This is a genomic window from Psychrobacter sp. UBA6766, from assembly GCF_002453355.1.
Lineage (GTDB): Bacteria > Pseudomonadota > Gammaproteobacteria > Pseudomonadales > Moraxellaceae > Psychrobacter.
The window spans coordinates 19962-33759 of record NZ_DKGQ01000043.1 but is presented as its reverse complement, the minus strand read 5'-3'; the positions used below and the strand labels follow the sequence as shown (position 1 = coordinate 33759).

The 13798-nt window shown below is 43.9% G+C and carries 8 protein-coding genes; 2 read left to right on the top strand and 6 right to left on the bottom strand.

Annotation, left to right across the window (positions count from 1 at the left end):
- Nucleotides 1–486: 486 nt before the first annotated feature.
- From betT to B4K26_RS10020, 3 genes are all read right to left on the bottom strand, one after another.
- Complete coding sequence (gene betT / locus B4K26_RS10030) at nucleotides 487–2721, bottom strand: choline BCCT transporter BetT (RefSeq protein WP_296245285.1); 2235 nt, start codon at nucleotides 2719–2721, stop codon at nucleotides 487–489.
- A 345-nt stretch (nucleotides 2722–3066) separates the two neighbouring features.
- Nucleotides 3067–4338 (bottom strand): saccharopine dehydrogenase family protein, encoded by a 1272-nt coding sequence (locus tag B4K26_RS10025; RefSeq protein WP_296245283.1) that lies wholly within the window; start codon nucleotides 4336–4338, stop codon nucleotides 3067–3069.
- Between the two features lie 247 nt (nucleotides 4339–4585).
- A complete protein-coding gene (locus tag B4K26_RS10020) occupies nucleotides 4586–5821 on the bottom strand; it encodes a carboxynorspermidine decarboxylase (protein ID WP_296245282.1) in 1236 nt (411 codons plus the stop codon).
- 90 nt (nucleotides 5822–5911) lie between these two features.
- Here B4K26_RS10020 and B4K26_RS10015 point away from each other — a divergent pair, with 90 nt between their 5' ends.
- Nucleotides 5912–6577, top strand: a complete 666-nt coding sequence (locus tag B4K26_RS10015; RefSeq protein WP_296245281.1) for a DUF924 family protein — start codon at nucleotides 5912–5914, stop codon at nucleotides 6575–6577.
- Between the two features lie 173 nt (nucleotides 6578–6750).
- On the opposite strand, the gene B4K26_RS10010 is transcribed toward B4K26_RS10015, so the two are convergent.
- Nucleotides 6751–7629 (bottom strand): ribonuclease HII, encoded by an 879-nt coding sequence (locus B4K26_RS10010; RefSeq protein ID WP_296245279.1) that lies wholly within the window; start codon nucleotides 7627–7629, stop codon nucleotides 6751–6753.
- A gap of 66 nt (nucleotides 7630–7695) precedes the next feature.
- Nucleotides 7696–9072, bottom strand: coding sequence for a lipid-A-disaccharide synthase (gene lpxB / locus B4K26_RS10005; RefSeq protein ID WP_296245278.1), 1377 nt, complete (start codon nucleotides 9070–9072; stop codon nucleotides 7696–7698).
- Between the two features lie 538 nt (nucleotides 9073–9610).
- On the opposite strand from lpxB, the gene B4K26_RS10000 reads away from it, so the two are divergent.
- Nucleotides 9611–10693, top strand: a complete 1083-nt coding sequence (locus tag B4K26_RS10000; RefSeq protein WP_296245276.1) for a 3-deoxy-7-phosphoheptulonate synthase — start codon at nucleotides 9611–9613, stop codon at nucleotides 10691–10693.
- A 147-nt stretch (nucleotides 10694–10840) separates the two neighbouring features.
- Here B4K26_RS10000 and pepN read toward each other — a convergent pair whose 3' ends face one another.
- Nucleotides 10841–13456 carry an aminopeptidase N gene (gene pepN / locus B4K26_RS09995; protein WP_296245337.1) on the bottom strand — a complete coding sequence of 872 codons (2616 nt, stop codon included), beginning with the start codon at nucleotides 13454–13456 and terminating at the stop codon, nucleotides 10841–10843.
- Nucleotides 13457–13798 lie beyond the last annotated feature (342 nt).

Here is a 13798-nt window from a genome sequence, read left to right as displayed (position 1 = left end):
GTCAACTGCCGCTGACATTATAGGACTTTTCAAAGATTGAAATAAATCATAGCAACTGTAAGTATAAGTCCACTAATGGCAGTAATCACTGATGCTACATTTACTTTTATCTCTATATTAGTTGAGATTTTCATGGTTTTAATCCATTCAAACGACTCAACCGGTTGAATCATTGAAGATTCGTATTTATATACCGCGCTGCCACGCGGTTGGGCTTGCTTTTACTAGTATAAACTTACCCGTTCGGACAACTTCTGCTGGCACAACCAGCCCAAACTTCGAGCTACTGCTCTAGATAAGGGATTGCCCTTTAGCCGCTTATCAGGCGACATTCGGAGTTGATGACTCCGAAACCTTTAAAAATATCATTAATAGATAATATACACACTATTGAATCAGAAAAACACTATCTACAGCATTTACCCGAATTTCCTAAATAAAAAATAGCTCTATCGCAAACTGGCTTGTTTTCCTAATAATAGTTTTTTATTTTTTTATAGAAGTCATTGACGTTAATTCTTCCTCGGTCTCCGGAGGCGCCGTCAAAAAATTCAAATACGCTTGATATTGTTCAAGTACATCATCAATCACTTGCTGCTTGGTTAATCCCATCAAATCATAACCCCCAGAACCCGTTTGCGTTGTTACTTCTAATCGATAATACACATCCCCGTCAGATGACATCTTACCACTAAAAGTCGGTGCAGGCGTTTCAACCATAGAGACTTGATAATAAAAATCATCCATTGCTGTCGTAGGTAAACGTAGCAATGGCCCAGTTGCGCCTGTGATCGCAGCATTGGCATCATGATCAGCATTGATGCGCTCGACATCGTAACCTTGGCGCCGGAACTCATTGGCAACATCATCAAGCGCTGGTCGTACCACACGCTCAAGGAACCTTATAGACTCGCGTTTAGATGGATATGTAAGCATTTGTCCCAAGCGCTGCGTCCATGAACGCTCAGGAATATGTCCACCACTGGGTGCGATAGACGGGCGACGCAGGACGGTCCCTTCGCGTTCCGCTCGCTCTATTTTTAGCGCTTTAGAAAAGGAAAACATCACCAGATAAACGATAATAGTTACGGGAAGCGCAAAGATCAGCGTCGCGTACTCCATCGTAATGACGCCGCCTGCGATGAGCATAGAGATGGTCAACATCGCCGTCAATACGGCCCAAAAGATGCGTAGCCACTTAGGGCCATCCTCGCTTGGGTCAGGAATAGACGTTGAGAAGTTTGACATAACCATTGCCCCTGAGTTGGCGCTAGTGATATAAAACAGCAATCCTGATAGAGTCGCTAAAGCAACCAAAATAGTTGCTCCAGGGAAAAGCTCCAGCAGCGCATACCAACCGCGCTCTGGGCTTTCTACCGCAAGCTCGGCGAAAGCGGTGTTGCCTTGCAATACTTGAAAAAGGGCTGAATTACCAAAGAAAGACACAATGATAAAGTCGCATAAAACCGGCACAGTAATCGCTGCGATAACGAACTCACGGAGCGTTCGCCCGCGCGAAATACGGGCTAAAAACACCCCAACGAACGGTCCCCAGGCCAGCCAAAATGCCCAAAAGAACAGCGTCCAACTTCCCATCCAATCGCTACTACCGGGAACATAAGCAAAGGTTTTAAACATCCTAGCAGGGAGCGTAACAAAAAATTGACCAAGGTTTTCGACCAAGGCATTTAACAAAAATGCCGTTTCGCCAGCGATTAGGATAAATGCCATCATCGCCACTGCGCTCCAGAGGTTGAGCTCGGATATCCAGCGGATACCGCGATCAACGCCCGAAGTGGTAGCAAGAATGGTCAAGATAACCGCGCCAATGACGAGCACAATCTGTAACGTTAGCCCTTGCTCTAAACCGAACAGCTTTGAGAAACCAACGTTGAGCAGCACCACACCGATACCCATAGTGGTTGCCACACCAAATACGGTGCCAACTAGAGCAATAATACTAATACCATGGCCAATCGAGCCTTTTACACGCTTACCAAGTAGGGGATAAAGTGCCGCGCGAATTGATAAAGGCATACCCCAGCGATAGGCAAAATAACCCATTGCCATACCAAGCAATGCGTAAACCGACCAACCAGCAATGCCGTAATGAAACATTGTCCAAACAACCGCATCTTGCATGGCGGCGGCATTTGCCCCTTCACCCGTAGGCGGGGTCAAATATTGCACAACAGGGCCAGTCACCGAGAAAAACAACAAGTCAATACCAACCCCAGCCGCAAACAACATCGCCGCCCATGTTCCTAACTTGTACTGCGGCCGCGAATCATCGGGTCCAAGGCGCACGCTACCTTCTTTAGACAATGCTACCCACAGTACGAAACCGATGACCATCACCATCGTAATCACGTAATACCAACCAAGGTTAGTCGCAATCCAATCGACGACTGTTTTCATGGTGGTACTGGCGATGGTGGGCATAAAAATTGCCCATAATGAAAAGGCAAAAATCACGATGGATGAGACAATCAGCACGCTCCAATTGATATGGGCAACACTGTTTTCAGATAGCTCCTGTGCGCCTTTCTTCAGGTCGCTGCGAGAGATAGGTACATCTTCATCAAAAGGTTTGGATTGACGCTCTGTACCGCCAAACTGTCTACGCTCAAACGGCGTGCGCGAACTCTCAGCAGGCTCGGCTAATGGGATATTTGACTCGTTAGCTTCAGTTAAGCCATCGTCATTCGGTTCGTCGATCATCTATATTCCTTGCATTTGATATATGACTGTCCGCATTAGGACCACTATATTCTAACAATAGCCTAATGTCATATTTTGATTATGTTTATACAGTGATGATACAGGTTCAGCAGTGACTGTAAACCATTGACGCTGTAAACCATTGACATTGTCAATTTTAAATAAAATCGATACGTGAATCGTTAAGTGCAGTTGGTATAAATTTTCCTCAACCATAAACCATAAACCATAAACCATAAACCATAAACCATAAATCATAAATCATGATCAATCGGCCATAAAAAAGCCCATCTAACGCTCTTATCGAGAAATTAGACAGGCTTTTTTATGAATGCTGAAAACGTATTAAATATCAAACTCTAGCGTTCTATCGCCCGCGCTATCTTGAATGCGGGTTGGCAAGCCAATCTTATTGAGAAGATTGATAAATGGCTTGGCATCAAGCTCTTCAACGTTAACCATTTTACCTGCATCCCACTCGCCAGTAGCGACTAGCATTGCAGCTGCAACTGGTGGTACGCCTGCGGTATAAGAGATACCTTGACTGCCGACTTCGTTATAAGCGTCTTTGTGGTCGGAGATATTGTAAATGAATACCTCGCTATCGACGCCATTGATTTTACCTTTGACCTTGTCACCAATACAAGTTTTGCCAGTGTAGTTTGGCGCAAGCGAGCTTGGATCCGGTAGCACTGCTTTAACAACTTTTAATGGAATCACTTCTTGTCCTTCAGCGGTTATCACTGGCTGCTCAGACAATAGACCTAGGTTTTGGAGCACAGTAAACACATTGATATAATGCTCACCAAAGCCCATCCAAAAGCGGATGTTTGGTACATCTAAGTTAGCTGATAAAGAATGAATCTCATCATGACCACTTAGGTAGCTGTTCTGCTCGCCAACGACTGGCAAATCATCGGTACGTTTCACTTCAAACATCTTGTTAGACTGCCACTTGCTGTCCTGCCAAGAATAAACCGTACCGGTAAATTCACGGAAGTTAATCTCAGGGTCAAAGTTAGTGGCGAAATATTTACCATGACTGCCAGCATTGATATCAATAATGTCGATATCGGTCACCGAGCCTGTATCCATCATGTCATAGCCAAGGCGAGCATAAGCGTTGACCATACCAGGATCAAACCCTGCGCCCAAAATCGCTGTAATATTTTTGTCGGCACAGCGCTCGCGGCGTTGCCATTCGTAGTTGCCATACCAGGGCGGCGTTTCGCAAATCTTACGCGGATCTTCATGAATCGCCGTATCAATATAGGCTGCGCCCGTTTCGATACAGGCTTCTAAAACGGTCATATTCACAAAAGCCGATCCGACATTGATGACGATTTGTACATTCGTCTCTTGAATCAGCTGAATCAGCGCCTGGGTATCCATCGCATCAACTTGATGGGTATGTAATATCGCAGGCAGTTTAAAGCTATTCTTCTCTTTGACACTGTGGGCGATGGCATCGCACTTATCTTGCGTGCGTGAGGCAATATGAATCTCGCCAAGAACGTCATTATGCATCGCACACTTATGCGCGACTACTTGTGCCACACCGCCTGCACCGATGATGAGCACGTCTTTCTTGCTGGGTTTGGTTTGGTTTGTGTTCAATGAACAATCCTCCTTTGTGTCCCTGTCGATACCATCGATAGTGGCGAGTCAAAACAGAAACGAGTGAATGATATGCGTGAATTAAAAAGGAAGACCGAGGAAAACCCACGCACCCGTTGGGCGAAACTGGCTGCTTTTGCCCGCCGCAATTATAACAATTTTTACCCACCTTTCGGCAATAATTAATGGATAAAATAAACGCTAATTTCATACCCTACTATTCAACACACAAGCCTTACGACAAAAATCAAGACAAGCTGGCCTTATAATCTTGATAATCAAACTCACGCTGTACATCAATCGACCCATCTAAACGACGGATAACGATTGCAGGCATATTGACACCATTAAACCAGTTTTTCTTCACCATGGTATAACCGGCAGCATTACCAAACGCAATGGCATCGCCAATTTTTAAATTACTCGGTAAGACGTACTCACCAAAGATATCGCCCGCTAAACAAGAACGACCATAAATAATTGTGTTATCTGATATATCAGCTATGTTAGTCATATCGACAGGTAAGATGGGCGTTGCTTCTTCGTTAATCGCCGTAATCGGTGCCGACTCACGATAAATCAGCAAATCCAGCATATGTGCTTCGATAGAGGCATCGACGACAGCAAGATTTTTCTCATTGTGCATGGTGTCTAAGACGGTTGTCACTAAGGAGCCAGCGCCGTGAATGCTCGCTTCGCCCGGTTCAAGATAGACTTGTACGCCATATTTTTCACTAAAGCCTTTTAATCTATTAGCAAGTTTTTCGAGTGGATAATTAGGTGCGATAAAGTGAATACCACCGCCCAAGCTCACCCATTCAAGCTGCACCAGTACCTCACCAAACCTGTCTTCGATATCCGCTAAGCTTGCGCTAAATGCCTCAAAGCTATCATTTTCACAGTTGTTATGAATCATGACGCCTGTGATGTCAGCAAGTACTGCCATAATCTTATCTTTATCATGCTCACCCAAACGGCTAAAGGGACGCGCAGGATCAGCGATAATAAAGGACGAGTTGCTGGTCTTTGGATTTAAGCGCAGCCCAACTGGGATGTTTTTTGCCGCCGCTTGGACTTTAAACACATTCAATTGCGAGATAGAATTAAAAATAATTTTATCGGCATAGCTTAATACTTCATCAATTTCATCCGCGCTATAAGCAACGCTATAAGCATGGGTTTCTTTTTTATCTTGGCTATTCACTTTACCATTGCTATCGGCGCCATTATTACCAAAGGTTTCATAGCCTAACCGCACTTCATTGAGTGAAGATGAGGTTGAACCATGCAAATAAGGTTGCATGACATCAAACACGCCCCAAGTCGCAAAACATTTTAACGCAAGCAATGCTTTCGCGCCTGATAATTCACATAATCGCGCAATAATCTGCATATTGGCGACAATTGCGGCTTCGTCAAGTAGATAATAAGGCGTCGATGGCAGAGATGATTGGCTGGTTTTTAAAGTCGTTTTTGCATTCATAAGAGGTTACCTAATAGCGGCGGTCGGCATCATGACAGACCTAAATATTTGCGCTATAGTAGACTAAATTCATCATAATTAGAATATCTTATGTCACTTTCAACCGATTATTCCACGGCTAAAAACCCTGCCAACCTAGCGCAGCTCAACCCAAAAAATATCAGCTTACAGTACCTTCCTGCCGATGCACATGCGGTTTTGGATTTTTGGTTCGATAAAGATAATGAGCAGTACTGGTTCGTGCAAGATGATGCCTTTGATAAACAAATAAAGGATAAGTTTGGTCAGACTTGGCAGGCAGCAAAACGGGGTGAATGCGTGACGTGGCGTATCGCAGACGCCCCAGCAGATAGCAATAGCTCAATCACGGCGCTAGCGGGCCGCTTGGCAGAAATCATTGTATTAGATCAGTTTTCGCGTAACTTGTATCGTGGTCAAGCTATCGCTTTTGCCCAAGATGGTATGGCACTGGCATTGGCTCAAGAAGCCATCAAACAGCCATATTTTGATACGCTGCCAGCGCAGTGGCGAAAATTTATCATCATGCCATTTATGCATTCTGAATCGGCCATGATTCATGAGCGCTATCTACCGTTGTTTGAACAATTAAATGATGCGACAACGTTAGACTTTGAGCTTCGTCATAAAGAAATTATTGATAAATTTGGTCGTTTTCCGCATCGTAATGATGCTCTAGATCGCGAAACGTCTGATGAAGAGGAAGCCTTTTTAAAGCAGCCAAACTCGTCCTTTTAAGCGCTTTTTAAACTTGAAAAGCATGTTTTTTGTTAATTCATCAATGAAAACCCTCTATTTATTTTAAATAGAAGGTTTTTTATATTTAATGGACGGTTATTTTTTATAATGCCGCTTAGGCTATTTTATAAAACGGTTTAATGCTACTAGCTGATGAGTATTTTAGTACAGTGTTAGCTTTCAAGTACTTTTCTGACAGGAGCAAAACTACGGCGATGCCCTGATAATGCTCCATGCTTTGAAAGCGCTTCCCTGTGGGCGCGTGTGGGATAACCTTTATGCTTAGCAATACCGTACTCAGGATGTTTGGCATCCAGTGCATACATGGTTTGGTCGCGGCTTACTTTTGCTAAAATACTGGCCGCCGCAATGCTAGTATGTCGGCCATCACCTTTTACCCACGCTTGACAATCAATCGTTGATTCTTGAATGCCAAATCTAGTAAGGTTTGCATAGTCCAAATCAGGGCAGCGATTACCATCGAGCAGCACTTCAAACGTTCTTTTATGGCCAGATTTTAAGTACTTAGCCATTATCTCTAATAAAACCTCTGAGCATAGTCGCATACCTAGCATGGTCGCTTGCAGGATATTTACTTGGTCGATGACGGCTGCGGGTATATCAGCGACGATATAACTGACTGCATACTGCTGAACCAGCGGATATAAAATGTCGCGCTTTTTTTCGCTTAATTGCTTTGAGTCCGTTAAGAGAGATAACGGCGTGGCTTTAAGTGGCTCTTCCTCAATCAATCCTGACCAAGCGCGCGGCAATATCGCAGCCGCGACATTGACGCTTCCTAGCAGCGGTCCGCGCCCTGCTTCATCCACACCAATTTGTATGGGCGATAGCTGCGTGTCTTGTATATTTAATACATATTGGACAAGTAGCTCAGTGACATTTATTTGACCAGATAACTGCACAGGCGCAGCCAGTTGAATGTATTGTCCCTTAAAACCCACTTGCTCTATGACTCTGTCAATCTGAATGATATGGTTATCTGTAGCAGGGCTTTTTATAGTGGTATTTTCTGTAGAAAACATAGTACTCATAGCTTGTTATTTCTTAACCTTACTGTTTAATTGATTTATTTGCGTGACATGATAAGCGATCGGTTATTAAGCTTGATAATTGTCTTCAGTGTCTTGATTCTCTTGTTCATTAAGACCATGACTTTGATGACTACCTCGGTCTTGAATAAACCATTGCTCAATGACACTATTAGCCGGATCGTGATTGCTCTGTTGCTGCAGCAGCTCCTTGGTTTCAATAAGCGCTTTTAATTGCTCAGCATAAGCGCGCGGTTGCAATAGTCTCATCACGGTACGGCAGATATTATCGCCACTTGCCTGCTCTTGAATAAGTTCAGGGACAATCGCGCTGTCCGCCAAAATATTGGGTAAAGCGACGTAAGGGACTTTGACTAAACGCTTGGCAATTTGATAAGTCAGCTGGTTTAATTGGTAAATAACCACCATTGGACGCTCAAGTAGCATGGCTTCCAAGGTTGCCGTCCCTGATGCTAGCATGACGACATCTGATGCGGCCATTGCTTGCTGACTAAAGGCTGGCTGGCTATCGTCATAGACCACGACAATTGCCGCCCGCAGTTGCTCTGAGCGCTTATCAATGACATCTTGGACGATGTATTGATGATTTTGATCAACCGTTGGAATGATGAAACATAGCTTAGGATCTAATAGCAACAGTCTTTGGATGCCATCAAGCATCAGCGGCAAAATAGCCGTTATCTCACTACGTCTCGAGCCTGGCATCACACAAATGAGTTGACTGACCTCATCGAAGCGATCAATAAAAAATTGCTGCAAGCCGTCATTGTGCCAGACAAGCTCGCTCCGGCGCTGATTGATTGGCGTCTCTAGCAACGTTTGATCGATAGTCCGCAATAGCGGATGACCGACGCATATCGCTGGGTGACCGTAACGCTCATAAACTGGTAGCTCAAAGGGAAATAGGCACAAAACCAAATTGGTCGCCGCCATAATATTATGAATACGCGACTCGCGCCATGCCCAAATAGAAGGGCTGACATACTGCACGCAAAATACCCCTTGCGGCTTTAATTTTTTGGCCACTCTGAGGTTAAAATCTGGTGCATCAATGCCAATAAACCACTCAATACTCGCAGCTTTAAAGGCAGCCAGTAAATCTCGGCGCGCTTTTAGCAAGTCCGGCAACTGGGCAACCACTTCTACCAAGCCCATCACTGCCAAGCGCGATAACGGAAAAATACTTTGTAGCCCTTGCGCTTGCATTTTTGCACCGCCAACGCCCACCCAAATAATATCATCGCGCAGATTATTCATCTGCTGCATAAAATCTGCGCCCAAGCTGTCCCCCGATACTTCACCGGCGACGATGCCTATTATTAATGGCGAGGCCGCTACGTTAGGCAATTCATCAAAAGCAGCACTATAAACGTCGGGGACTGACGTTACGTCAGCATTTGGGTGAGGCGTAGCAGATTCTGTCATGATAAGCTCTCAATATTAAAATGATACAATTTAATTGATGCCATTTAAGTAACACAGTTTAAATAAGACAAAGGATACAATATGACTATATATAAGAATAACGAGTATAAAATATAACATAAGATAGCCGTAGTAAGATGCCTATTCAAAGCCTCTTATTAGTTTCTATAATGCTCGAATTTAATTGTTTATATCGCCATCATACGTGACAGTACTTGAAATAGCTAAAAATAGTGAAATTAGTGCATAAAATCCAGTCGCGGCTGCTCACATATCTTCCTAGGGATTCTTTGATTAGTGAAAATTTGGACTTAGTTTAGCTATAAGGGTCATTTAGAGACATGAATTATGCGACCTTTTAACTCGTAAACGTCTATAAATAGCACTACGTTAAGACCGTAAACCGCCATTAGCCATAACCAAGTTTTGGTCTGTGTATTCCAGTTAGCAGTCAATTAACTGCGCGACTGCCCTTGTCAACCAGCGCTTTTGTCCGCATAATGAATATCCCTATAAATCAGCTAGACGATATATAATCATGACAACACCAGCTACTCATAATGCAGACATTGACGACGTGAATATTGAAAAATTCATTCCTTTAATCACCCCAGACGAGCTAAAGACTGAGCTCCCTTTATCAAAAGAGGCCTATAACACGGTTCTAAAAGGTCGTAATACCATCCAAGATATCCTCGATGGTAAAGACAAGCGTCTATTTGTGGTTATTGGTCCTTGCTCGATTCACGATATTAAAGCCGCTCACGAATATGCTGATCGCTTAGCTGTATTAGCAAAAGAGATTGAAGATAGCATCTTTGTTGTGATGCGCGTCTATTTTGAAAAACCGCGCACCACAGTTGGCTGGAAAGGCATGATTAATGATCCTGATATGAACGACAGCTTTGATATTGAAAAAGGTCTGCGCACTGCCCGTAAGTTATTACTTGATTTAAATGAAAAAGGTTTGCCGTGCGCCACTGAAGCGTTAGATCCAAATACACCGCAGTACATGCAGGATTTGATCAGCTGGTCAGCGATTGGCGCGCGTACGACTGAGAGTCAAACGCATCGCGAGATGAGCTCAGGATTATCGTGCCCAGTTGGGTTTAAAAACGGTACGGATGGTGGCATGACCGTCGCGGTCAATGCCATGCAAGCGGTCAAAGAAGGTCATAGCTTCTTAGGTCTATCATCAGATGGCAAAGTTTCTATCATCAAATCGAAAGGTAACCCTTACGCTCATGTGGTACTTCGCGGCGGTAATGGTAAGCCTAATTATGATGAAACCGCCGTGGCTCAAGTTGAAAACGAGCTGGCAAAAGGTAAAACCAATAGCAAGATCATGATTGACTCAAGCCACGCCAACTCTGGTAAAGACCCATATCTACAGCCAATGGTCATCAAAAACGTTGCTGAGCAAATTCAAAACGGCAATAAATCTATCATCGCTATGATGATCGAGAGCCATCTAAAAGGCGGTAATCAAAAGCTTACCGCTGATTTAAGTCAGCTCGAGTATGGCAAATCTATCACCGATGGTTGCTTAGATTGGGACAGCACGGTTACTGCCCTACATGAGCTACGCGACATGGTCAAAGACGTTTTGCCGAATCGTTAATAGTGACTGGTCAGAATTAGTTGTTACTTACCCCTCAAAAAAGCCCGTTTGACATTTGCTGTCAAACGGGCTTTTTTTTACCTTTGAACTTATAAGCCTGCATTTATAAAAAACAACTTATAACATCAACTTATAAAGCATGGCGTTTTACGCGCTTACTGCTCCTTCATTTACCGCGTCTAATACACTGTTTAAGCTCTCCAGTACATGCTTAGAAGAGACCTGCTTTTGCAGTTCAAGCAATTGCTCATGCGCCATTTGACGACGCGGTTCAACCAAAGTATTCCAACGGGCCAGTACTTGTAATAAGCGCGATGCCAAGACAGGATTGGTCTCATCCAACCTTTTAATTACAGCTGTATAAATACCTAGCCCTTCTGCTGTCCATAATACCGTTGGCTGCGAGGTAAACGCACTAATCACCGAGCGTACACGGTTAGGCGTATTCCAGTCAAAATCGGCATGCTCAAGTAAGGACTGGATAGTATCGGTACTGACATTATCCGCAGACGCTTGCACACTAAACCATAAATCAATGACCAAATCATCATTTTCGAAACGCTTATAGAAGTCTGCTAAACATGCATCAGCGCATACCAATTGATGATTGACTATCACCTTTAACGCGCCAAAACGCTCTGTCATACAGCTGGCATTATCATATTGCTGCTGTGCCCATTCTGCTGCACCAGCAACATTCGCAGTCAGTGCCATATCTAATACCACATTACGTAAGGCACGCTTGCCACGAGCATCAGCACTGTCTTCATAACCCTGCATAGGTAACTGTTTATAAAGCTCAGACCACTGCGCTTTTAACGCCTCTGCTAGGTGTTGATACAAACCTTCGCGCTGCGCCTTTACCAACTCTGGATCGTAGTCTTTATCAATGGCAGCTGCCAGCTCCGATGCAGACGGGATATCAAGTAAACGTGCGGCCAACATCGCATCGGTAGTAGCCAGCTCAGGTAACGTCTGCGCTAGGGCTTGCAGATAGACTTCTGGACTACTTTTTGCGCCTTGAGATGGCAGTAAAATGCGATTGACCAACATTTGGGCTACTTGCCAGCGGTTAAAACCATTGGCTTCATATTTGAGTAAAAATGCCAAATCTTCATCTTGATAATCATAATTGAGCTGAACGGGCGCACTAAAATCTCGTAGCAATGATACAACTGGCTCACTTGCTACATTCTCAAAGGTAAAGGTTTGCGTGGCTTGATCCAGCAGCAACATACGCTCAGCGACGATGTCGCCCGATTCTTTATCAAATAGCGCAGTCGCCACTGGAATCGGCAGAGGCTTCGGTACATCAAATCCTGAAACATGGCGCGTTTTTTGACTCAAAGTAATGGTCAGCGTTTGTGTTTTACTGTCATAGTCTTGATGACCCGATACCACTGGCGTTCCTGGCTGACGATACCAGTCAATAAAGTCTTCAATCTTGCTATCAGTAATACTAAGTGCAGACAAAAAATCCTCAACCGTCACGGCTTGACCATCATAACGGCGAAAATACTCATCTGTACCTTTACGGAAATTAACAGGTCCCAAAGTATTGGCAATCATACGGACAATTTCAGCGCCTTTCTCATAAACTGTCGTCGTATAGAAATTATTAATTTCAACGAAACTTTCAGGACGAACAGGATGCGCAAGAGGTCCTGCATCTTCAGCAAACTGATGAGCGCGTAAGGTCGCCACATCATCGATACGCTGCACCGCACTTGATTGTTGGTCGGCTGAAAACGATTGATCACGGTAAACGGTAAAGCCTTCTTTTAGGCACAGCTGAAACCAATCGCGGCACGTGATGCGATTGCCGGTCCAGTTATGAAAGTATTCATGAGCAATGATGGATTTGACACTAAAGCTACGCGCATCGGTCGTTGTCTCAGGACTAGATAGCACACAAGCGGTATTAAAAATATTTAAACCCTTGTTTTCCATCGCGCCCATATTAAACTGACTGACGGCAACAATCATATAACGGTCTAAATCATAAGCGCGACCATAATTGACCTCGTCCCAATGCATAGAGTCTTTTAGCGCTTGCATACCGACTTCACATTTATCGATATCTTCAGCCTTCGCGTATAGCTCAAGCAGAACCTCGCATCCTTCGCTCGTGGTATAGCTATCAGTCAATACCTCTAAATCGGCAATAACACAAGCAAACAAGTAGCTTGGCTTATTAGTCGGATCCTGCCAAATCGCATAATGACGTTCAGGTTTACCTGCAACTTCCCCAGCTTCTAGCAAATTACCATTACTCAATAGCGTTGGAAAACGCTTGTCCGCTTCAAGACGCGTGGTAAATCTCGCCAGCACATCCGGGCGGTCTGGATAAAAGGTAATCTTGCGAAAGCCCTCAGGCTCACACTGAGTGACAAACATAGTATCTTCACCACTGCCCGCAATATATAAGCCTTCAAGCGCGGTATTGGTCTGCGGATGAATGCAAACTTGTAGCTGTAATCTAGTATGTTCTGGCGCATCGGTAATGATTAATTTGCCATCTTCTTGTGTATAGCACTCACTGGCAAGCGGCTCGTCGTTAAGCTTAATAGTTAACAGCTCAAGCGCTTCGCCATATAACACCAAATCCCCCGCAGCCTGACGCTGCATCACTAAAGTACTATCTATAATGGCATGATCATCAAATAGTTTAATATCCAAATCAACGGCTTCGACATCGAAACTTGGCGGTTTATAGTCTTTTAAGTGAATTTTACTCGGGGCATGCGGCGGCACATCGGGCATTTCAGGATTGATAATTTGAGCAGCAATTTCAGTGGTGGACATGGAGGTTCCTATTATTGTTTATGATTTAAATATCTCGCCAATTATTTTAAAGCACGCCATCAACGAGCACAATTTTCATTATGAAGAAACTTTTCAAGACAGTTAACTACATTGACTTAAACGCCCAAATTTCAAGTACTACGAGACATAAAATGGATTTAAATAAATTAAACTGTTACTAGCTCAGTTTTATAATCTGTGATTATATGAACCCCAAACGTTGACGCCAAAATTTCGACTCGAACGTTACATATCTATAGGTGAACTCTCGAACTATTTACAGTAATACTACTTACATAA

Excerpts from the sequence above, each read along its gene's own strand:
- betT (WP_296245285.1), bottom strand. The coding sequence starts at position 2,721 with ATGATCGACGAACCGAATGACGATGGCTTAACTGAAGCTAACGAGTCA.
- B4K26_RS10020 (WP_296245282.1), bottom strand. The coding sequence starts at position 5,821 with ATGAATGCAAAAACGACTTTAAAAACCAGCCAATCATCTCTGCCATCG.
- B4K26_RS10015 (WP_296245281.1), top strand. The coding sequence starts at position 5,912 with ATGTCACTTTCAACCGATTATTCCACGGCTAAAAACCCTGCCAACCTA.
- B4K26_RS10010 (WP_296245279.1), bottom strand. The coding sequence starts at position 7,629 with ATGAGTACTATGTTTTCTACAGAAAATACCACTATAAAAAGCCCTGCT.
- lpxB (WP_296245278.1), bottom strand. The coding sequence starts at position 9,072 with ATGACAGAATCTGCTACGCCTCACCCAAATGCTGACGTAACGTCAGTC.
- B4K26_RS10000 (WP_296245276.1), top strand. The coding sequence starts at position 9,611 with ATGACAACACCAGCTACTCATAATGCAGACATTGACGACGTGAATATT.
- pepN (WP_296245337.1), bottom strand. The coding sequence starts at position 13,456 with ATGCCCGATGTGCCGCCGCATGCCCCGAGTAAAATTCACTTAAAAGAC.